The sequence below is a fragment of the Agrobacterium sp. 16-172Ci genome, assembly GCF_053522725.1.
In genome coordinates, this window is sequence record NZ_JBNWBW010000043.1 from 1 (window position 1) to 21,190 (window position 21,190).

Sequence of the window (21,190 nt, forward strand, 5' to 3'; positions counted from 1 at the left end):
CATCATCAGAGACAACAAACCATGGCAAAACGCTTGACATCAAAGACAGTCGCTCATCCCGCTGCCGCGGACTTCTCCCCGGCGGGGAGAAGAAACAAGTGGCGCCCTCCCCGTGACATCGACTGTCCTCAACGCCCGCGCTTGAAAAATTCGCCCAAAACCTGTATATGCCTCAGCGCGAGGACGACCTCGGCCACAGTGGCAACAGCATGCGGGACGGCCCGGTCACATACCGGAGAATGAAATGCGTTCCCTGCAAGATCGTATCCGCCACGCCCTCAGTTTCGAAATCATCGGCCTTCTTCTCGTCATTCCCTTGGGCGCGCTGCTTTTTGGCATGCCTATGGAAGATATCGGCATTGTCGGCCTCGTCAGCGCCACGTTGGCGACGGTTTGGAACTATGTCTACAATCTCGGTTTCGACCACGCCATGCAGCGGCTGAAAGGCACGACGCTGAAGACGCCCGCCCTCCGGGTCGCCCATGCCGTGCTGTTCGAACTGGGCCTCCTGATCGTGCTGATGCCCTTCATCGCCTGGTATCTGAATATCAGCCTTGCCCACGCGCTGGTGATGGATATCTCGTTTGCGCTGTTTTACGTGGTCTATGCTTTTGTCTTCAACTGGAGCTACGACCGGGTTTTCCCGCTGCCGGAATGGAAGTCGCAGCAGGACGCCGCCTGACCGGCACGGAAAGGAACAGCGCCTCAGAGCAGCGACGCCTTGAAGAAGCTGACCACCTCGGCGTTTAAGCTACGGTGAAACCCCGCCCGGTCGAAACCCGCCGCATCGCTGCAAATCTGGGGCACGGCCTTTTCCATCTCGGCGGGGCAAGGGGCGATAAAGGAAAAGTGCCCCGCCCCTTTTACCATCCGATAGTCCGGTTTCACCGGCAGATCGTCGCGCAGCCTTGCAACATCCTGGGGCGCGACACCATCGCCGCCGCGTTCCGAACTCCAGAGTTGGACGGGGATCGTGATATTCTTCAGGTCGCCCGCGCCGGGAAAGGCATTCAACGGGTCGGCGGCAACCACAGCCTTCACACGCGCATCCTGACCGCCATGCTGCGGCAATGTCGTCTTCTGCCGCATCTGCGTGCAAATCGGCGCCTGAGGGTCGGAACAGGGCAGCCCGGCATTGGCAAAATCAGGCGTACCGCCGGCAAGCACCAGCGCGGTATAACCGCCGCGCGAAAATCCGAAGACGCCGATCCGCCCGGCATCGATGGAACCGGCGTCACTAAAACCTTCAAGCAGATGATCCAGCAACCGGGCAATATCCGCCGGACGGCCCGTCAGCGCGGAAAGCTCTCCGGCCTTCTTCATTTCAAGCGCATTGTCTCCGGGGTGATTGATAGCCGCAACAATGAAGCCGGCATCCGCCAGCGCCGCCGCCGTGTCTCGATGGCTGAAATAGGTGCCGCCAAAGCCATGGGAGATGAAGACGAGCGGATACTTCCCTTCAGGAACAGGGCAATCACGCACGGCGGGCAAAAGGAAGGGACCGATCCTGACCTCTTCCGGCGCGGCCGCGCAGGGCGACCATACCGCAGCCTTCATGGCGGCTTTGCCGTTTGCCGATGGAACGTCGATCAGCCGGAGACCGGCTGCCATGGCGGCGCCCGTTCCAGACAGGGCGGAAAACATAAGGCAAAGCAGCAGCAGAAATCGCATCGCCAACTCACGGATCGGGCTCACGGATCGGGACCATTATGCACAGGCCGATCGGTGACCGGCGCTACGCGAACATAAAGCGGTTTCCTGTGGCGGCAATAACGCCGAACGCTTAAAGCGATTTCAGCGTCCAGGCCACGATATCGCGCGTGGCGGCGGCAAAGGCCTGATCCAGCGCCTTCACGAAATTGGCGTTGCCGGAACCGCTAACGCGGGCGCTGGCGCGGAACACTTCCTGCGCCTTCACCGTGCCGTTGCGGTCGTTCAGCAGCTTCACCGATATCTCGATATTGGCGATGTTCCTCGCGGTATCGATTTCGAAGGCGCGAATATCGGTCACGACCTGATAGTCGATTGCCAGCCCCTGCCCCGGCCGACCGACGCCGCCGAGCTTGCCGGTGTCCTCGAAGGCTTCCACCAGCTTGGACTGCACCATGCGCGGCAGGCGGTCGCTCCATTGCGAATTGCCGAGATATTGCACCTCCGAGCCGGAAAGGCGCACCACGATGTTTTCGCTGTCGAGCGCCTTCAGGGCGGTCGGATCGGCAATCAGCAATTGCCGGCTTTTCAGCGAAGGCCCCTGGGTAACCGCCGCCGAAGAGACGGAAAGATCGAAAGTATCGTTCTTCGGCGCACCCGCGCAGCCGGCCATCAAGACGGCAAGCAGCGGAGCCAGAATGAGGGCGCGTCGCTGACGGCCGTTCATCGATCGTGTCATTGGCCCATACCCCTCTTAGCGCCTTGTTCTGCCATCATATTGTTTCACGGTTTCGCCGCCGAAAATCAACCGCTGCGGATCGCGGTCGATATTGGTGATGGCATTGTTGAGATTGTCGACCGTAACCCGCGTGCTGCCGATCAGCGCCTGGAAATCCTTCAGGCCCGAACTGGAGAAACGCGTCAGATTGTCGGCAATCGGCCCGATACGGGCATTGAGATTGTCAGCCACCGCCTTGAAGGAGGTGAGCGTTTCGCGCGCCTTGGCAAACAGCGAATTGGCGTCATCGGTGCCGAGCATACCGTCCACCTTGGCGAGAATGCCGTCGACGCGGCTGGAGGCGAGGTTCAGCTTGCGGCCCATTTCGGTAAAGTCGGAAACCGCCTGGTCGATATCGGCACGGCGGGCGCCGACATCGTCGGCGATGCGTTTGAAGTTCGCCACGGCATCGCGCGCATCGGCGGTCGCAGAGGAAACGTCATCAACCACGGTGCCCACCTTGGCGGGATCAACGGAGGCGAGAAGCTCATCCGCGCGCTTCACCACGGTCTGCACTTCCGTGCTCGCCGCCTCGAAGTTTTTCGCCGTGCTCTGTACCGTCTCCATGATGCCCTGAATATCGCTGGAAGCGGAAGCGACATCCTTCGTCACCTTGTCGACATTCGACAGGATGGAATCGATCTTGCCGGCATCCACCGCCTTCACCAGATCCTCGATGGCCGTCAGCGTGCCGTCGAGACGCACCGAAACCGATTGTACCGTTGTGGAAAGCGAGCTGAGGCTGGCGATGAAATTCTTGATGCCATCGGAATTGGCCGCCAGCGCATCGGAGAATTTCTCGGCATTGCGCACTGTCTGCGTCAGCGGGCCACGCGCATCCTGCACGAAACCCTGCAATTCGCCGATGGCGCCATCGGCGCGTTTCAGGATTTTATCGGCCGTGGCAAGCAGGTTGGTGACGCTGGAAAGATCGGCTATCAGCTCGGCCGGAACGCCGCTTTCGACGGCTTTCTGCAGAATGCGCTCGCCATCCTTGTTACCGCCGGAAAGCTCTATATAGGCAGCGCCCGTCAGGCCCTGAATTTCAAGCACGGCGCGTGTCGACGGGAAAACCGGGGCATCGGCCTGCACTTCGGTAAAGGCGATGGAATAGGCCGGGTCGTCGCGGTCGATCGCAAGCCCGCGCACGGTTCCGACCGGAATACCGTTGAACCGCACCGGTGAACCGACGGAAAGACCGTTTGCGGAGCCGGGAATGCGCACGACAAGCTGCGCCGTCGGGCCGCCACGACCGAATTCCGCCATCCAGTAAACGAAGCCGAATGCGGCGGCGATCACGATCAGCGTGAAAATTCCGACTATGGTGTAGTTCGCCTTGGTTTCCATGCTTCTTGTTACTCCACCGGATTTTCGTGTCTGCCGTCCGGAAGAACGACAGAGCGGGCCCGTTTGCCGCGGAAATAGGACTGCACCCACGGATCGTCGCAGGCAAACATGTCCTGCAATGTCCCTTTTACCAGCACTTTCTTCTGGCCCAGCACCGCAATGCGGTCACAGACGGAGAACAGGCTGTCGAGGTCGTGCGTCACCATATAGACGGTCAGGCCGAGCGAATCGCGCAAGCGCGCAATCAGCATATCAAATTCCGCCGCCCCGATGGGATCGAGGCCGGACGTCGGCTCATCGAGGAAGACGAGGTCGGGATCGAGCGACAGCGCCCGGGCAAGGGCCGCGCGCTTGATCATGCCGCCGGAAAGCTCGGATGGGTACTTGTCGCCTGCATCGGGCTTCAGTCCCACCATCTCGATCTTCAGATAGGCAAGCTCGTCCATCAGCTTCTTCGGCAGGTCGAGATATTCGCGCATCGGCAGCTGGATGTTTTCCTTCACCGTCAGGCCGGAAAACAGTGCGCCCTGCTGGAACAGCACGCCAAGCCGCTGGTCGAGCATCATGCGGTCGTCTTCGCTCGCCTTGTCGTAGTCGGTGCCGAGAATGCGGATCGCACCCGCCTGCCGTGGCAGCAGCCGCAAGATCGCGCGCATCAACACGGATTTGCCGGCACCGGAGGGGCCGATGAAGCCAAGAATTTCGCCGCGATAGACATCGAGGTCGAGATTTTCGAGCACGTTGCGGCCGTTGAAGCCGACGGTCACACCCTCGACGGAAAGCACCACCTCGCGGCCGTCTTTCCCGGTTCTTGTCTCATGCGGTTTCTGGTCCAGTTTCTCCAACGCGCCCTCCCTAAAAATCGATGGCTGCGTAGAAGATGGCGAAAAGACCATCCACCAGAATGACGACGAAGATCGACTTCACCACCGAGGAGGTGACGTGCTGGCCGAGCGATTCGGCCGAACCGCCCACCTTCATGCCTTCAACGGCCGCGACGATGCCGATGATGAGCGCCATAAACGGCGCCTTGATCATGCCAGCGGCAATGGTCGATTCCTCCACGGCACCATGCAGGCGCGACAGGAACACCTCGAAGGTTATGCCGGAATAGGCAAAGGCCACGATGGCCGCACCGAAAAGCGCTGCGAAATTGGCGAGAATGGTCAAAAGCGGCAGCGCGATGGTGAGCGCCACCAGCCGCGGAAACACCAGCACGCCGACGGGATTGAGGCCGATCACCTTCAGCGCGTCGATTTCCTCGCGCATCTTCATCGAGCCGATTTCCGCCGTAATCGCGCTGCCGGAGCGGCCGGCGATCATGATCGCGGTCAGAAGCACACCGATTTCACGCAATTGCAGAATGCCGACCAGATCGACAACGAAGACTTCCGCACCGAAATAACGCAGCTGAAACGCACCCTGCTGGGCGATGATCGCACCAATCAGGAACGACATCAGCATGATGATCGGCACGGCGCGCACGCCCATATGGTCGATCTGGTTGACGATCGCCGCCGGCGAGACGCCGCGCCCACGCCCGAGCTTCATCTGCGCGCCGCGCACGGCCGAGCCGAGAATATACATGCCCGCCAGGAAATCCGCGCCGTTCTGAATGACGGCCTTGCCGATGGGCGCAAAAATACGCTCGGCGAGCCCCACCTTCTTGGGCGCTTCGCCCTCCATCTCCACCTTTTCGGGCAACTGGCCGATGACCTCTTCGATACGGTCATTGCCCGTCACGGTGACGGTGGCGCCATTTGCCTCGAGGTCCTTGCGCAGGCGCTGGATGATCCATGCGCCCGTCGTATCGATGGCCTCGACGGAAGAAAGATCGATTTCCACCGGGCCAGCGGATTTGCCCTTTTCGATCTTTTCAAGACTGGGGAAAACACCGGCGAGATTGCTGTTGCGCCAGGAACCGCTCATGACAAAACGCAAGCCGCCGCCGGAGACGCTATCGTCTTCGGTGATTGCGGCCGGGTTCGCCTGTTGCCGTGTGTCCTGTTCTTGCATAATGCTCCGAGCGAGTGCAGCCGTCACGAGATTCTTAAAGGTTTCATAACGTTTTGGCCTCCGGCAAGCCACAGTGACGGCCGACAATTCGTGATAAATTTGGCGTCATGTGTCTTTTGCCGCCCAATCGGAAGTGAAAAAAACATGCCCCGTTACCTTCAAGCCACAACGGAACGTTTTCCCGTCGCCGGCAGCTTCACCATTTCACGCGGCACCCGCACCCACGCGGATGTCGTAACGTGCACCATCCGCGATGGTTCCTTTACCGGTATCGGCGAATGTGTGCCCTATCCGCGTTATGGCGAAAGTATTGAAGGCGTCATTGCCGATATCGAGGCGATGGCGGAGCAGATCGCCGGCGGTGTGACACGGCAGGAACTGCAACAGGCGATGCAACCCGGCGCCGCCCGCAATGCGGTGGATTGCGCGCTGTGGGACCTCGAAGCCAAGATCACCGGCAAAACCGTTGCCGAGCGCATCCTTGGACAGGCGGCAAAGCCGCTCGTCACCGCCTACACCATCTCGCTTGCCGACCCCGAGACCATGGCCGCGAAAACGGCGGAAAACGCAGGCCGCCCGCTGCTGAAGATCAAGACCGGCACGGCGGATGACGAAGCGCGTCTCAGGGCCGTGCGCGCCGCCGCACCCGAAGCGCGCATCATCATCGACGCCAATGAAGGCTGGAACGATTATAATATCGAATATTATCTGCGGCTTGCGGCAGAACTGAAGATATCGCTGATCGAGCAGCCGCTACCCGCCGGCAAGGATGACATCCTCGCCCGCATCGACCATCCGGTACTGATCTGCGCCGACGAAAGCGTGCATTCCACCAAGGACCTCGCCGCCCTGCGCGACCGCTACGATGCGATTAACATCAAGCTCGACAAGACCGGCGGCCTGACCGAAGCGCTTGTCATGAAGGCCGAGGCCGAAAGGCTCGGCTTCACCATCATGGTCGGCTGCATGCTCGGCACCTCGCTCGGCATGGCGCCTGCGGTGCTCGCGGCGCAGGGCGCGGCCTTCGCCGATCTCGACGGACCGCTGCTGCTGGCGCAGGATCGTGAGCCGGGGCTGGTTTATGAGGGTTCGCTGGTTTATCCGGCACGGCCGGAATTGTGGGGGTAGAACTCTCGCTAAGGGTCCGCACTGGGTTGGTGTCGAGAGGCTGCGTTCGCACCATCTCTCCGGTGCCTAACCGTAAGGTTACTGGGAAGGCTCTAAAGCCTCACCTCCGTCATGCCGGACCTGATCCGGCATCCAGCCACGGCGCGTCTGCGCCGTGAGAAATAGGTCTTACGCGATCAAAGACTTGATCGCACTGGATCCCGGCTCAGGGCCGGGATGACGGTATGCGGATGCCACAATTTTTGCCAAACACTTCGTTTACAGGTGAGCCTGCAACCAAACGCGCCGACTCAGGCCGCGTGCTTCCCGATCAGCCCTGGAATATCCACCGGCTCCATCTCGTCCGATGTGTGTTCGGCGGTAACGTCGCTCGTTTGCATCCAGGTGATCAGCTCGAAGCTGCCATCGGCATTTTCGGCAATCGCCGTGCAGCTTTCCACCCAGTCGCCGGTGTTGATGTAGCGAATGCCGTCCATGTCTTCCATGACAGCGTGGTGGATGTGCCCACAGATCACGCCGTCGACATTGTTGCGTCGCGCCTCGTCGGCCACCACGCGCTGGAATTCGCCGATGAAGTTGACCGCGTGTTTGACCTGCAGCTTGGCCCAGGCCGAGAACGACCAGTAAGGCAGGCCGATGCGGCGGCGCACCGCGGCGATGGCGATGTTGAGCGCAATTGCCGCGTCATAGGCCCAGTCGCCGAGATAGGCGAGCAGGCGGGCGTTGCGCACCACCACGTCGAACTCGTCGCCATGGATGATCAGGTACTTCTTGCCGTCGGCGGCCTCATGAATCATGCGCTCGGCCACTTCGATGCCGCCGAAATGCATGCCCGGAAATTCCCGCAGGAATTCATCGTGATTGCCGGGGATATAGACGATGCGCGTTCCCTTGCGGGCCTTGCGCAGGAGCTTCTGCACCACGTCGTTGCAGCCCTGCGGCCAGTACCAGCTGCGGCGCAGACGCCAGCCGTCGACGATGTCGCCGACGAGAATGATCGTTTCGGCCTCGTGATATTTCAGGAAGTCGAGCAGATAATCCGTCTTGGCCGCCTTGGAGCCGAGATGAACATCCGAAATGAAAAGCGTTCTGAACTGTCTGGTTTCGATTTGACCGGCCACGGATTTCATCCCCCTGTTCGGTTGCGTCCCTGCGGCTTTCTTACCTCTCAGAACCAGACTCGTGTTTCAGCAACATGACAGACGCCGGTTTTTATAGGGAATATGACGAAAGCCTTCACGAAAACGCGAATAAGCCATGGCCGCATTTGCATAAGGTGCGGTCAAATAACGGCTGTACCACGGGGAAGTTTGTTGTATTCAGGGGTCCGGAATTGAACCAGACATGACGGTGGAAGAATGACCTCTCACGATAAGAACAACACGCCCGCCAACACGGCAAAGGCCGACATCGAGGAACAGGCGCTCTTTTTCCACCGCTATCCGCGCCCCGGCAAGCTGGAAATCCAGGCCACCAAGCCGCTCGGCAACCAGCGCGATCTGGCGCTGGCCTATTCGCCGGGTGTTGCCGCCCCCTGCCTCGCCATCCATGAAAATCCGGAAACGGCGGCGGAATATACCGCCCGCGCCAACCTCGTCGCCGTCATTTCCAACGGCACGGCGGTGCTCGGCCTCGGCAATATCGGCCCGCTTGCTTCCAAGCCGGTGATGGAAGGCAAGGCCGTCCTCTTCAAGAAATTCGCCGGCATCGACGTTTTCGATATCGAAATCGATGCGCCCGGCATCAACGACATGGTCTCCACCATCGCAGCGCTGGAGCCCACCTTCGGCGGCATCAACCTTGAGGACATCAAGGCGCCGGAATGTTTCGAGGTTGAGCGCCAGCTGCGCGAGAAGATGAACATCCCGGTCTTCCACGATGACCAGCACGGCACCGCGATCATCGTCGCCGCCGCCGTCACCAACGCACTGGAACTCGCCGGAAAATCGCTCTCGAGCGTCAAGATCGTCGCCTCGGGCGCCGGCGCGGCAGCCCTTGCCTGCCTCAACCTGCTCGTCGCCATGGGCGCGAAGAAAGAAAACATCTGGGTCCACGACATCGAAGGCCTCGTTTACGATGGCCGCAACACGCTGATGGACGAGTGGAAGGAAGTTTACGCCCAGAAGACCGACAAACGCGTTCTCTCCGAAACCATCGACGGCGCGGATGTCTTCCTCGGCCTTTCCGCCGCCGGCGTGCTAAAGCCGGAACTGCTGGAGCGCATGGCGGAAAACCCGCTGATCCTGGCGCTTGCCAACCCCAATCCGGAAATCATGCCGGAGGCGGCGCGTGCGGCCCGTCCGGATGCGATGATCTGCACCGGTCGTTCGGATTTCCCGAACCAGGTGAACAACGTTCTCTGCTTCCCCTATATCTTCCGCGGCGCGCTGGATTGCGGCGCAACCACGATCAACGAGGAAATGAAGATGGCCGCCGTGCAGGCCATCGCCGAACTCGCGCGTGAGGAAGTTTCAGAAGTGGCCGCAAAGGCCTATAGCGGCGAAACGCCGGTCTTCGGCCCGAACTACCTCATCCCCTCGCCCTTCGATCCGCGGCTCATCCTGCGCATTGCGCCAGCCGTTGCCCGTGCTGCGGCCGCAAGCGGTGTCGCCGCCCGGCCGATCACCGATTTCGAAGCCTATCTCGACCAGCTGAACCGTTTCGTCTGGCGTTCCGGCTTCATCATGAAACCGGTCTTCAATGCCGCGAAAGCCGCCGAAAAGAAGCGCATCATCTTTGCCGAAGGCGAAGACGAGCGCGTGCTGCGCGCCGCCCAGGTGCTGCTGGAAGAAGGCACCGGCATCCCGATCCTCATCGGCCGCCCGCAGATCATCGAAACGCGCCTGAAGCGCTTCGGCCTGCGCATCCGCCCACATACGGATTTCGCGGTGGTCAATCCGGAAGACGATCCGCGCTACCGCGACTATGTCGATGACTATTTCGCCCTTGTCGGTCGCGTCGGTATCAACCCGGAAGCAGCCCGCACCATCGTGCGCACCAACACGACCGTCATCGGCGCGCTGTCGGTGAAGCGCGGCGAAGCGGATGCGCTGATCTGCGGCCTCGAAGGCCGTTACGACCGCCACCTGCGCGACGTCAACCAGATCATCGGCAAGCAGGAAGGCGTGCGTTCCTTCGCGGGCCTCAGCCTGCTCATCACCCAGCAGGGTGCGCTGTTCCTCACCGATACTTTCGTGAATTACGACCCGACCTCCGAGGAAGTGGCGGAAATGGCCATTCTCGCGGCCAAGGAAATCCGCCGCTTCGGCATCACGCCGAAGATCGCCCTCGCCAGCCATTCCAATTTCGGCTCGCGCGATTCCGAAAGCGCCCGCAAGATGCGCCGCGCCCTGAAGATCGTGCAGGAAGCCGCACCGGAACTGGAAGTGGATGGCGAAATGCAGGGCGGTTCGGCCCTTTCGGAAGCGCTGCGCAAGCGTGCCATGCCGAACAGCGTGCTGACGGGCGAAGCGAACCTTCTGGTTTTCCCGAACCTCGATGCCGCCAACATCACGCTCGGCGTCACCCGCACCTTGACGGAAGGCCTGCATGTCGGCCCGATCCTGCTCGGCACGGCCCTGCCCGCCCATATCCTGTCGCCCAGCGTCACCTCGCGCGGCGTGGTCAACATGGCGGCGTTTGCCGTGGTGCAGGCCTCGCATCCTTCGGTGTGATAGAGGCCGCATTAACGCAATTTTGAACAGGCTGTTGCCGCATTGCGGCAACAGCTTATGTTATCTTCCCGAAACACGGATGTCGTGAAGTATAACGCCCCTGCCACCAGCCGGGGACATCGAACGGATCGAACAATTGACCCGCCGCAGCCGCATCATCGGCCTCCTGCTTCCCCTTGTTTTCCTCGCCCCGGCCGCCGCCTTCGCGGATCAGGTCTGCGATACGCTTTATGCGCAATTGCGCGAACCGCCCCGCGTCGTCGGCAATACGGCCGAGGTGCGGCGTTATGCCAATGCGCTCGCCCGCCAGAACATCGTCATCCGCAAGATCAGGAACGACCTGCGCGGCTACGGCTGCTCATCCGGCAGCGTCATCGTCTATGGCAATCCCAATGCCGGTATCTGCGCCGAGATCGGCGATGCGCTGGCGGAAGCGGAAAGCGAGCGCGACGCCATCATCCGTGACCGCGACGACGCCATGGCGGCCGCGCGTGACAACGACGGCGACATCAGGCGGCAGCGCATTCTCGCCGCCCTCGATGCCAATGGCTGCAACACCATGCCACAAACGGAAACACAATTACCTCCGCCTCCGGATGTGACGCGTTATCCCGACGCTTTTCGGCAGAATGGCCCGCAGAACGACGATGAGCCGGGACAGGCGGGGCTTTCGCCCTACCCCAACGCTGCCGCCGAGGGTGGGCTTCGCACACTCTGCGTGCGCACCTGCGACGGCTCGTTTTTCCCCATCGCGTCCAATGCCTCGCCGCTTGATTTTCGCGCCCAGGCGGAGCAGTGCGAGAAAATGTGTCCGGGCACCGAGACGGAGCTTTATTTCCATTCCATGACGGATCAGGAAACCGCCGACATGGTGTCTGCGGAAACAGGCAAGCCCTACAGGGACCTGCCAACCGCCTTCGCCTACAGGAACGCCACGGCAAAAGCGCCGGGCTGCGCCTGCAACATGGCCGCCTATCACAAGGAAATGCAAAAGCAGGAAGAGGCCGCCCGGCCGCAGCCCGAAAAACCCTATTCCGGCATCACCACCATTCCATCACTGCAAGGTGACAAGGCTGAGAAACCCACCGAACAGCGACAGGCCGCCAAGCCGCCGGAACAGCCCGTTCCCGAACGCGACTATGACCCCAACGACAGCCGCGTCCGCGTCATAGGCCCTAAATTCCTGCCCGACCAGACAGGCCGTATCGACCTGAAGAACCCGGCATTGAAGGGTATACAGCCGCAGCAGTGACATACATCGCGGAGCGAGCGCGCGCCCCTTGCTTCTTCTCCCCAAGGGGGAGAAGTCCGCGGCAGCGGGATGAGGGGGCGAGCTCTCCGTATACCGCTAGCGTTGCCCCCTCATCCGACCCTTCGGGCCACCTTCTCCCCGACGGGGAGAAGAAATACGCGGCGACGTCCCGCCTTATTCACAGGTCTCCGCTTCTATACCCCGCCCCAGCGGTTACGAAACACCAGTTCCTCCAGCGGCACGCGCTGCCGCCAGCCCTTCACCGCCAGTTCCGGCTCGTTATAGAGCGCATCGACACGGCCGAGGCAAAGCCACGCGACGATTTCGATATGGCCGGGAATATCGAGAATGGTGCGAATGTCGCTATCGTGGAAAATGCTGACCCAGCCGACACCGATGCCTTCGGCGCGTGCCGCGAGCCAGAGATTCTGGATGGCGCAGACGGTGGAATAGACATCCGTGCGCGGATTATGGGTGCGGCCCAGCACCACCTTGCCGCCGCGCGTCGGATCGCAGGTGACGCAGATGCTGAGCGGCGCCTTGCGGATGCCTTCAAGCTTGAGACTGCGATAAAGCGCCTGCTGCTCGCCCGTGAACATCGCCGCCGCCTCCTCATTGGCGCGGCTGAAAGCCACGAAGGCCGACTGACGGATCGCGCCATCGGTGATGAGGGTGAAATTCCACGGCTGCATGAAACCGACCGAGGGCGCGGAATGGGCCGCCTTCAAAAGACGCTCCACCAGATCGTCCGGCAGCGGGTCCGGCAGGAACTGGTCGCGCACATCACGACGGGTCTCGATGGCGCGGTAAATCGCCTCGCGTTCCTCACCGGAAAACGGGCGGGCGGGCGAGAGCGCGTGATCGAACGAACTGGCGCCGGGCGGATTGTTTACGGACGAATCGGCTGGCATCGTTTATCCCCAACAATGCGAAGGCCGGGCGCAAATGCGCACCCCGCCTCGACAACAACCTGCCGCCGTCCGCGCGGTTCGGTCTATCCCGTCAGGCCGGTCTTCTGACTAGGCTTCATCCGCCCTTTTCGCCTTCCCGAATTGCTTCAGTGGCTTTAAAAAAGAACGTCCGCCTCACAGCGCTGGGCACGTTCCGGTCTTTCACCGGATTCCCGATTCTCCCGCCGCAAGGGCAGGCACCTGACAGGCAAGCTATGGGCAAAAAAGTTTGCGAATGCAAGCATCCTGCCGGTGGTGCGGCAATGTGGCCCGCCTCACCCCCATCATTCCACCGGAAAATACCGGACATAAGCGAACTCATCCCCATCCGGTGACCAGTTGGGCGAATTCATCGTTCCCTGCCCGCCGAAAAGTTCGAATAGCGTCTCGACATTGCCGCCATCCATATCCATCAGCCGCACCCGCACATCGAGATCGCGCGGATGGTCGAAAACGTCGCCGTCATAGGAAATGAACACCACCTTGTCTCCCTTGGGAGACGGGTGCGGAAACCAGTCGCCATAGGGACTGTCGGTAATGCGCTCGACGGCGGAGCCATCCACCCGCACGCGCCAGATCTGCATTCGCCCGGTGCGGCTGGAATTGAAATAGATCCACTCGCCGTCAGGCGAATAATCCGGCCCGTCATTGCGGCCCTCGCCATGGGTCAGCCGCGTCTCGACGCCGCTTGTTATATCCATCGAATAGATATCGAAGACCTGATCGCGAATGCCGCAATAGGCAAAACCTTTCCCATCCGGCGACCAGCCATGCCAGTAAGAGGGAAGATTTTTCGTCATCAACCGCGGCGCGCCGCCCGTCGAGGCCATGAGATAGATGGCGCTCTTGCCAAATTCCACCTTATCGGAAATGGCGTAGAGCGATCCATCCGGCGAAATACCGTGATCATTGTTGCAGAGCGTGGCAAAGCCGGTATCGACCTTCTCCGGCGCGATATCACCGGCAAGAGACAGGCGGTAAAGCAGACCTTCGCTGTTCAGCAGCAGATATTTTCCATCCGGCGACCAGTTCGGCGCTTCGAAGAGATCAGGCGTCTGCCACACCACCCGCATCTGCCGGGTGCGGATGTTGAAGATTTCGATGGAGCTGCGCATTCTGCCTCCCGGGCGTGTCCGTGTGTCGTTCAAAGCGCCCGGCAATGCAGACATTCCGTTTGCATCCACCATCGCCTCGATTATGATCCTAGGGCGGCAGGCACCGTCCTGCAAATTCAAACCGGAAAAAACGCCAGCGCTCCGGCACCGTCCGTGACCCTTGCCGTTTCTCCTAAAACCGAGGTTCCGCGATGAATACCATCGCCGATCACGGCATCCGCTTCGGCCGGATCGCCGCAATGCTTCCTGTCAAAAATATCGAAAAAGCCCATGACTTTTATGTCGGTGTGCTGGGCTTCACAAAAACCTTCGAAAACGGCACTCCCGTCGGCTTCATGATCCTCAAACAGGGCAATGCCGAATTGCACTTGACATTGCAGCCCACACATAAGGCAGCGCCCTTCAACGTGGCGCATATGATGGTGAGCGATGTCGATGCGCTTCACGCACTTTGCAAGAGTGAGGGCTTGCGCATCATCAAGGGCCTGCAGGACAAGGATTACGGCCTACGCGCCTTTGTGTTTGAGGACCCGGATGGCAACCGCATCGATGTGGGGCAGGCTATTTAAGACAAGTGAACGGCGCGGGGTTTTCTCCGCGCCGCTTGTTTAATGTTGTGGAACGAGCGCATGCCCCTTGTTTCTTCTCCCCGCCGGGGAGAAGTCCGCGGTAGCGGGATGAGGGGGCAAGGGTAGTGAGTTACGGCAACGTTGCCCCCTCATCCGACCCTTCGGGCCACCTTCTCCCCGGCGGGGAGAAGAAACGAGCGGCAACGCCGGGCAAAACATCCGCTACCAGCGTCTTCCTTCAATCACCGATCCCGAAACCGGTTGGTGATCGGATAACGCCTGTCACGCCCAAAGTTCTTCTTGGTGATCTTCACCCCCGGGGCCGATTGCCGGCGCTTGTATTCGGCGAGATAGAGCAGATGCTCCACCCGGTGCACGGTCGCCACATCATGACCGCGCGCCAGAATTTCCTCGACCGACATTTCCTTCTCGACAAGGCATTCCAGAATATCGTCCAGCACCGGATAGGGCGGCAGCGAATCCTGGTCGGTCTGGTTGGGGCGCAATTCGGCCGACGGGGCCTTGGAAATGATATTGGCCGGGATCACTTCGCCGGAAGGGCCGAGCGCGCCCGGCGGCACATGGGCGTTGCGCCAGCTGGAAATGGCATAGACCTGCATCTTGTAGAGGTCCTTGATGGGGTTGAAACCGCCATTCATGTCGCCGTAGAGCGTGGCATAACCCACCGACATTTCCGACTTGTTGCCCGTCGTCACCACCATGGAGCCGAACTTGTTCGAGACGGCCATCAAAATCGTGCCACGCGTGCGGCTCTGCAGGTTTTCCTCGGTAATGCCCTCTTCCGTGCCTTCGAAGAGATCGGAAAGCGCCGAGAGGAATCCTTCCACCGGCTCGACGATCGGCACGATGTCGTAACGGCAGCCCAGCGCCTTGGCGCAATCGGCCGCATCCTTCAGCGATTCTTCCGAAGTATAACGGTAAGGCAGCATGATGCAGCGCACCCGCTCCTCGCCCAGCGCATCGACGGCAAGGGCGGCACAGATCGCCGAATCGATGCCGCCGGAAAGGCCGAGAACCACGCTCTTGAAGCCGTTCTTGTTGACGTAATCACGGAAGCCCAGCATGCAGGCGCGGTAATCCGCCTCCTCGCCTTCGGGAATCTTCGAGAAAGGTCCGCTGTCGCAATGCCAGCCGTCTGCCGTGCGTTTCCAGTCGGTGACGGCAAGTGTGGCCTCGAACTGGCTCATCTGGAAGGCAAGCGTCTTATCGGCATTGAAGCCGAAGCTTGCACCGTCGAACACCAGCTCATCCTGCCCGCCCAGCTGGTTGGCGAAGACGAGAGGCAGGCCGCTTTCGATAACCTGCCGCAGCGCCACCTGATGCCGCACATCCAGCTTGCCGCGATAATAGGGCGAACCGTTCGGCACCAGCAGGATTTCCGCCCCGCTTTCGGCCAGCGTCTCGCAGACACCCATATCGTTCCAGATTTCCTCGCAGATCGGAATACCGATCCTGACCCCACGGAAATTATAGGGACCGGAAATCGATCCTTCGGAGAAAACGCGTTTTTCGTCGAATTCGCCGTAATTGGGCAGGTCGATCTTGTCGCGCAGCGCGATGATCTTGCCGCCATCCAGAAGCGCCACGGAATTGTGCCGGCCCGCCTCACCCTGTCGCGGAAAACCGATAACGACGCCCGGCCCGCCATCGGCAGTTTCCGCCGCCAGCTCTTCCACGGCTTTCAGGCATGCTTTCAGGAAAGCTGGCTTCAGCACCAGATCTTCCGGCGGATAGCCTGATATGAACAGCTCGGTCAGAAGCAGAAGATCGGCGCCCTGCGTCGCCGCATCGACCCTTGCCTCGCGCGCCTTGGCGAGATTGCCCGCCACGTCGCCAACGGTGGGATTGAATTGCCCGACGGCAATCCGGAGATGGTTCTCTATATCGTGTCTGTCGCTCATGGCTTTTCAATACCGCGCCCGTGGCCGCTCCGCAACGCGGCAATTGCATGGCGACGCCCGTTACGCTTCGGCCGCGCGCGTTCACGCTAAGGTTATCGCCGCACCGGCCAGACTCTTCAAAGTTCATGTCGCGTTCATCGCGCTTATGTGACAGTTACATGACACTTTTGCGACACCCGATTCACCTCCCCGGATCGGCCGTGCCGCCTGCAATACCGGAGTATGGGTTTGAGAGATTCGGCGCCAAAAACAACGGCTTCCGAAAAGGCTGGTTTTGTCTTTTCGCCTGCATGGACAAGGAGCCTTTCCAAGCTTTCGGGCATCGCCTATCCGCTTGCCAATCTGACAGTCGCGTCCGTCGTGCTGGTTGTGGCGCTGGAGTGGATCGCCCGCGGTTCGCTCACCGATGTCGGCGCTTTCCTCACCTCCTCCGCCCGCCCCGGCATGACCACCATTGCCGCCGTGCTTGCCCTTCTCGTGGCGCTGGATGCCCTTCTTGGCAGGCGTTACCTGTCGCTGATCGCGCTTGCGCCGCTCTGCGCGCTGACGGGGCTGATTTCGGCACAGAAACAGACCTATCTTTCCGATCCGCTTTATCCCTCCGACCTGCTGTTCGGCCGGCAGATCCTCGAGCTTCTGCCGACCATGCTGAAGGCCCAGCCGATGACGGCAGCCCTCGTCGCCCTCGGCATCTGCGCCACGATTGCGGCACTTACGGGCCTCTGGCTGCTGGCGCGCCGCCACTCACCGGGCTTGAGCTTGCGCGAACGCGCCGCCGGTCTCGCGATGGCGCTGCCGCTTCTTGCGGGTCTCGCCTCGCTTATGGACTATTCGCATTATTCCTGGGTGCGCGATCGCCTCAACATCATTCCAATGATGTGGGATCAGCAGGAAAATTACCGCCATAACGGCTTCCTGATGGCCTTTGCCTTCAATATTCCGATGGCCAATGTCTCGGCGCCGCAGGGTTACGGCGAAAACACCATTGCCGACCTGACCTCCGAGCCCGCCGCCTTCGCCCCCAACAAGGGCGATTACCCCGATGTCATCATGCTGATGAGCGAATCGCTGTGGGATCCGACGCGGCTGGAAAATGTGAGCCTCTCCGCCGATCCCATGCCGACGATCCGCGCCAAACAGTCCGGCAACGTCTTTTCCCCGGAATTCGGCGGCATGACGGCGAATGTGGAATTCGAGGCACTGACCGGCTTTTCCAACGCCTTCCTGCCCTATGGCAGCATTCCCTATCAGCAATATATCCGCCGCCCGGTGCCCTCGCTCGCCAGCTTCTTCCGTGGCGAAGGTTATTCCGCCATCGCCATGCACCCCTTCCAGGAATGGTTCTGGAACCGCAAGCAGGTCTACAGGAATTTCGGCTTCGAGGAATTCCGCTCCGAAGAGACGCTGCCAACCATGGAAAAACGCGGCAACTTCGCCTCCGACGATGCGCTGATGGACGAGATCATGGCGACGGCCGAAAAGGCGCAGAACCCGCTCTTCCTCTTCGCCGTCACCCTTCAGGGACATGGTCCCTACGAGGCGACCCGTTACGCCGAAAACACCATCGGCGTCGAAGGCGATCTATCCGCCTCGGCCTCGCAGGCGCTCGCCACCTATTCGCAAGGGGTGGCGGAAGCTGACGAAGCGCTGCTGAAACTGATGCGCTGGGCGAAGAAGCGCGACCGTGAAACCATCGTCGTCCTCTTCGGCGACCATCTGCCGCCGCTCGGCCAGACCTTCGTGGAAAGCGGCTACATGCCGGGCATGGTGGCCAGCCGCCGCGCGCCGCTGGAGGTGATGAAGAAGGAACACGAGACGCCGCTCGTCGTCTGGTCCTCAAAGAAGGGCGTGCGCAAGAATATCGGCACCATCAGCCCGGCGCTTTTGCCCTATCACGTGCTGAAGACGGCGGGCTTCTCCGATCCCTTCTATACCGGCACGCTTGGCGACGTGCAGCAGGCCTTTTCCGTCATCGACCGGCATATGCTGGTGACGACCGACGGCAAGGCCCTGCCCGACTGGTCAATTGCCCCGAACGCCGTTCCCGACGTGGTGCGCGACTACCGCCTGCTGCAATTCGACATGATGTTCGGCCAGCAATATGGCCGCGAACGCTTCTTCCCCGGTTTCAACTGGCTGCACGAAGGCGCGCCCTCGGTCTGATGTTTTTCGGCGGGGACGCCTGAACCGCATGGCGGTGGAAATCGTTTGAATTCCACCGCCATGCGGGTTTATCTCGGGATAACATCCGCATCGCCCCATCAGAACCGGAGACACACCGTGTCAGATATCTCCGACTATATCGTTTCGCATTTCAAGCGTTCCTCTCGCGAAATCGGCGAAGTGGAGCGGCGCATTCTGGAACTGTCGCACCAGAAGAAACTGATTTCGCGCGACACCAATGCGGAATTTTCCGCTGGCGCGAGTTTCGGCGACAGGCTGGCCGACAATATCGCCAAGGTCGGCGGTTCCTGGGGTTTTATCCTCGGTTTCTGCTTTTTCCTGATCTTCTGGGCCGTCATCAACACCATCATCCTGACGACCGGCGCCTTCGATCCCTACCCCTTCATCTTCCTCAACCTGCTGCTTTCCATGCTGGCGGCCATTCAGGCGCCGATCATCATGATGTCGCAGAACCGCCAGGCCGCCCGCGACCGTTTCGAGGCCGCCAAGGATTATGAGGTGAACCTGAAGGCCGAGCTTGAGGTTCTTTCCCTGCATGAAAAGATCGATGTGAAAGTGCTGGCTGAACTGGCCGCGCTCCGTCAGGACCTTGCGGCACTTCACCGCCATGTCACCCGGAAGGAAGACTGACGCCGCTTACCCCCCTCTGCCCTGCCGGGCATCTCCCCCTCAAGGGGGGAGATCGACTCGCGGGCAGGTTTCGCCCATCTCTACATTTGCGAATGAACTGGTGGTCGCGCCTCCTGCCGATCTCCCCCCTTGAGGGGGAGATGCCCGGCAGGGCAGAGGGGGGTAAGCCCCACGCACCTCTGCCCTCCAGAAATAGCACAACCTCCTGAAACCCCACCCCCAGTTACGAATCCGTCAGATTCTTACGCTACAGATTGACGCAGGCGTTTGTTGCATTGCACTCTTGCGGGCAAGGCTGAAGGGGAATCACTCCCCATCGTCAAAATGGCATCATGACCATTTCGCAGCGACGCCATGCCGGATGCGACATCCGGTCATCGCAATAATTCTGTTCCGGGGTTTTTCATGCACCAGTTCGATCTGATTGTTGTCGGCAGCGGTCCGGCGGGAAGACGGGCCGCCATTCAGGCCGCCAAGCTCGAAAAGAGGGTTCTGGTCATCGAGAAGGGCAGCCGCGTCGGCGGCGTTTCCGTGCACACCGGCACCATTCCATCGAAGACCCTGCGCGAGACGGCGCTCAATCTCACCGGCTGGCGCGAGCGCGGTTTTTACGGCCGCGCCTATCGCGTCAAGCAGGAGATCGATGCCGAAGACCTGCGCCGCCGCCTGCTCATCACGCTGGATCACGAAGTGGAAGTGCTGGAACACCAGTTTGCCCGCAACCGCGTGCAGCACATTCGCGGCACCGCGAGCTTCATCGACGCCAACACCATGAAGGTGGTGAAGAGCGACGGCGAGATCATGACCGTGACGGGCACCTCCATCCTGCTGACCATCGGCACCCGCCCCTACCGGCCGCCGCATATTCCCTTCGATGGCGAAGCGGTGCTAGATTCGGACGAGATTCTCGAGATCAAGGAACTGCCGCGCTCCATGGTCGTCGTCGGCGCCGGCGTCATCGGCATCGAATATGCCACCATTTTCAGCGCGCTCGATACGCAGGTGACGGTGGTGGAGCCGCGCGAAACCATGCTGGAATTCATCGACAAGGAAATCGTCGAGGACTTCACCTATCAGCTGCGCGACCGCAACATGAAGCTGATCTTCGGCCAGAAGGCGGAAAAGGTGGAGCGCGACGAAAGCGGCAAATGCCTCGTCTCGCTCGGCAATGGCCGCGTCCTGAAGGCGGAGACCGTCCTCTTCGCCGCCGGCCGTGTCGGCGCCACCGATACACTCAATCTTTCGGCCTGTGGGCTGGAGGCCGATAGCCGCGGCCGCCTGAAGGTCGATCCCGAAACCTTCCAGACCTCGGTGCCGAACATCTATGCCGCCGGCGACATCATCGGTTTCCCGAGCCTTGCCTCCACCTCCATGGAACAGGGCCGCATCGCCGCCCGCCACGCCGTCGGCGCACCGGCCGGCGAACCGCCGCAATTCTTCCCTTACGGCATCTATGCCGTACCGGAAATTTCCACCTGCGGCCTGACGGAAGAAGAAGTCATCGAACGCGGCATTCCCTATGAATGCGGCATCGCCCATTTCCGCGAAACCTCGCGCGGCCACATCATGGGCCTCGACAGCGGCCTGTTGAAGATGATCTTCTCGCTCAAAACCCGCCGCCTACTCGGCGTCCACATCGTCGGCGAAGGTGCGACCGAACTGGTGCATATCGGCCAGGCGGTGCTGAACCTGAAGGGCACCGTGGAATATTTCGTCGAGAATACGTTCAACTATCCGACCCTTGCCGAGGCTTACAAGATTGCCGGGCTGGATGCGTGGAACCGCATGGGTGAGATCAAGAAGGATTGAGCGGAGTATTCGGCAGCACTGCCAAATGCCATGCGGCCGCTCGTGGTAAGGTCGTAGCTTCCTCTCCCCGTCACCCCGGACTTGTGTGGACGTATTGTGGTTTACTTGATGCATAGGCCGGGATGCGCATCCCGGCCTATGCAGGCAGGCGGCCGTATTTCCGGAC

17 protein-coding genes and 1 riboswitch are annotated in these 21,190 nt (G+C 60.8%); of the genes, 8 read left to right on the forward strand and 9 right to left on the reverse strand.

What is annotated here, in order from left to right:
* The first annotated feature begins 244 nt into the window (after positions 1-244).
* Positions 245-682, forward strand: coding sequence for a PACE efflux transporter (locus ACQZ40_RS24805; protein WP_065656143.1), 438 nt, complete (start codon positions 245-247; stop codon positions 680-682).
* A 23-nt stretch (positions 683-705) separates the two neighbouring features.
* Here the strand turns inward: ACQZ40_RS24805 and ACQZ40_RS24810 are convergent, their stop codons facing one another.
* The 5 genes from ACQZ40_RS24810 to ACQZ40_RS24830 form a co-directional block, all read right to left on the reverse strand.
* On the reverse strand, positions 706-1,671 hold the full coding sequence (locus tag ACQZ40_RS24810) for an alpha/beta hydrolase family protein (RefSeq protein WP_448748842.1): 966 nt from the start codon (positions 1,669-1,671) through the stop codon (positions 706-708).
* A 112-nt stretch (positions 1,672-1,783) separates the two neighbouring features.
* A complete protein-coding gene (locus ACQZ40_RS24815) occupies positions 1,784-2,389 on the reverse strand; it encodes an ABC-type transport auxiliary lipoprotein family protein (RefSeq protein WP_448748843.1) in 606 nt (201 codons plus the stop codon).
* Between the two features lie 15 nt (positions 2,390-2,404).
* A complete protein-coding gene (locus ACQZ40_RS24820; protein ID WP_448748844.1) occupies positions 2,405-3,775 on the reverse strand; it encodes an MlaD family protein in 1,371 nt (456 codons plus the stop codon).
* An 8-nt stretch (positions 3,776-3,783) separates the two neighbouring features.
* The gene (locus tag ACQZ40_RS24825; RefSeq protein WP_448748845.1) at positions 3,784-4,620 is read right to left on the reverse strand and encodes an ABC transporter ATP-binding protein; all 837 of its coding nucleotides are present in this window, start codon (positions 4,618-4,620) and stop codon (positions 3,784-3,786) included.
* Positions 4,621-4,630: 10 nt separating this feature from the next.
* Entirely contained in the window at positions 4,631-5,791 is a 1,161-nt protein-coding gene (locus ACQZ40_RS24830; RefSeq protein ID WP_174036038.1) for an ABC transporter permease, read from the reverse strand.
* 144 nt (positions 5,792-5,935) lie between these two features.
* On the opposite strand from ACQZ40_RS24830, the gene dgcA reads away from it, so the two are divergent.
* Positions 5,936-6,919 (forward strand): N-acetyl-D-Glu racemase DgcA, encoded by a 984-nt coding sequence (dgcA, locus tag ACQZ40_RS24835; RefSeq protein ID WP_448748846.1) that lies wholly within the window; start codon positions 5,936-5,938, stop codon positions 6,917-6,919.
* 290 nt (positions 6,920-7,209) lie between these two features.
* On the opposite strand, the gene ACQZ40_RS24840 is transcribed toward dgcA, so the two are convergent.
* A complete protein-coding gene (locus ACQZ40_RS24840) occupies positions 7,210-8,049 on the reverse strand; it encodes a UDP-2,3-diacylglucosamine diphosphatase (RefSeq protein WP_161988019.1) in 840 nt (279 codons plus the stop codon).
* A 228-nt stretch (positions 8,050-8,277) separates the two neighbouring features.
* Between ACQZ40_RS24840 and ACQZ40_RS24845 the strand changes: the two genes are divergently transcribed.
* Positions 8,278-10,593: an NADP-dependent malic enzyme gene (locus ACQZ40_RS24845; protein WP_065656135.1), complete on the forward strand. Its 2,316-nt coding sequence runs from the start codon at positions 8,278-8,280 to the stop codon at positions 10,591-10,593.
* Between the two features lie 136 nt (positions 10,594-10,729).
* Positions 10,730-11,845: a DUF2865 domain-containing protein gene (locus ACQZ40_RS24850; protein ID WP_448748847.1), complete on the forward strand. Its 1,116-nt coding sequence runs from the start codon at positions 10,730-10,732 to the stop codon at positions 11,843-11,845.
* 194 nt (positions 11,846-12,039) lie between these two features.
* Here ACQZ40_RS24850 and bluB read toward each other — a convergent pair whose 3' ends face one another.
* Positions 12,040-12,756 (reverse strand): 5,6-dimethylbenzimidazole synthase, encoded by a 717-nt coding sequence (gene bluB, locus ACQZ40_RS24855; RefSeq protein ID WP_448748848.1) that lies wholly within the window; start codon positions 12,754-12,756, stop codon positions 12,040-12,042.
* Positions 12,757-12,833: 77 nt separating this feature from the next.
* Positions 12,834-13,015: riboswitch (cobalamin riboswitch) on the reverse strand.
* Positions 13,016-13,079: 64 nt separating this feature from the next.
* A complete protein-coding gene (locus ACQZ40_RS24860; protein ID WP_433824212.1) occupies positions 13,080-13,910 on the reverse strand; it encodes a TolB family protein in 831 nt (276 codons plus the stop codon).
* Positions 13,911-14,101: 191 nt separating this feature from the next.
* On the opposite strand from ACQZ40_RS24860, the gene ACQZ40_RS24865 reads away from it, so the two are divergent.
* The gene (locus tag ACQZ40_RS24865; protein ID WP_448748849.1) at positions 14,102-14,479 is read left to right on the forward strand and encodes a glyoxalase superfamily protein; all 378 of its coding nucleotides are present in this window, start codon (positions 14,102-14,104) and stop codon (positions 14,477-14,479) included.
* A 242-nt stretch (positions 14,480-14,721) separates the two neighbouring features.
* Here the strand turns inward: ACQZ40_RS24865 and ACQZ40_RS24870 are convergent, their stop codons facing one another.
* Positions 14,722-16,401, reverse strand: coding sequence for an NAD+ synthase (locus ACQZ40_RS24870; protein WP_448748850.1), 1,680 nt, complete (start codon positions 16,399-16,401; stop codon positions 14,722-14,724).
* 222 nt (positions 16,402-16,623) lie between these two features.
* Between ACQZ40_RS24870 and ACQZ40_RS24875 the strand changes: the two genes are divergently transcribed.
* The 3 genes from ACQZ40_RS24875 (at position 16,624) to sthA (ending at position 21,024) form a co-directional block, all read left to right on the forward strand.
* Entirely contained in the window at positions 16,624-18,564 is a 1,941-nt protein-coding gene (locus ACQZ40_RS24875) for an LTA synthase family protein (RefSeq protein ID WP_448748851.1), read from the forward strand.
* A 117-nt stretch (positions 18,565-18,681) separates the two neighbouring features.
* Positions 18,682-19,215, forward strand: a complete 534-nt coding sequence (locus ACQZ40_RS24880; protein WP_078053054.1) for a DUF1003 domain-containing protein — start codon at positions 18,682-18,684, stop codon at positions 19,213-19,215.
* A 405-nt stretch (positions 19,216-19,620) separates the two neighbouring features.
* A complete protein-coding gene (gene sthA, locus ACQZ40_RS24885; protein WP_004433043.1) occupies positions 19,621-21,024 on the forward strand; it encodes a Si-specific NAD(P)(+) transhydrogenase in 1,404 nt (467 codons plus the stop codon).
* The last annotated feature ends 166 nt before the right edge of the window (positions 21,025-21,190 follow it).

Coding starts and splice junctions, on each gene's coding strand:
- ACQZ40_RS24870 (WP_448748850.1), bottom strand. CDS start 16,401: ATGAGCGACAGACACGATATAGAGAACCATCTCCGGATTGCCGTCGGG.
- ACQZ40_RS24820 (WP_448748844.1), bottom strand. CDS start 3,775: ATGGAAACCAAGGCGAACTACACCATAGTCGGAATTTTCACGCTGATC.
- bluB (WP_448748848.1), bottom strand. CDS start 12,756: ATGCCAGCCGATTCGTCCGTAAACAATCCGCCCGGCGCCAGTTCGTTC.
- ACQZ40_RS24860 (WP_433824212.1), bottom strand. CDS start 13,910: ATGCGCAGCTCCATCGAAATCTTCAACATCCGCACCCGGCAGATGCGG.
- ACQZ40_RS24845 (WP_065656135.1), top strand. CDS start 8,278: ATGACCTCTCACGATAAGAACAACACGCCCGCCAACACGGCAAAGGCC.
- ACQZ40_RS24810 (WP_448748842.1), bottom strand. CDS start 1,671: ATGCGATTTCTGCTGCTGCTTTGCCTTATGTTTTCCGCCCTGTCTGGA.
- ACQZ40_RS24865 (WP_448748849.1), top strand. CDS start 14,102: ATGAATACCATCGCCGATCACGGCATCCGCTTCGGCCGGATCGCCGCA.
- ACQZ40_RS24815 (WP_448748843.1), bottom strand. CDS start 2,389: ATGACACGATCGATGAACGGCCGTCAGCGACGCGCCCTCATTCTGGCT.
- ACQZ40_RS24805 (WP_065656143.1), top strand. CDS start 245: ATGCGTTCCCTGCAAGATCGTATCCGCCACGCCCTCAGTTTCGAAATC.
- ACQZ40_RS24875 (WP_448748851.1), top strand. CDS start 16,624: ATGGGTTTGAGAGATTCGGCGCCAAAAACAACGGCTTCCGAAAAGGCT.
- sthA (WP_004433043.1), top strand. CDS start 19,621: ATGCACCAGTTCGATCTGATTGTTGTCGGCAGCGGTCCGGCGGGAAGA.
- ACQZ40_RS24830 (WP_174036038.1), bottom strand. CDS start 5,791: ATGCAAGAACAGGACACACGGCAACAGGCGAACCCGGCCGCAATCACC.
- ACQZ40_RS24840 (WP_161988019.1), bottom strand. CDS start 8,049: ATGAAATCCGTGGCCGGTCAAATCGAAACCAGACAGTTCAGAACGCTT.
- dgcA (WP_448748846.1), top strand. CDS start 5,936: ATGCCCCGTTACCTTCAAGCCACAACGGAACGTTTTCCCGTCGCCGGC.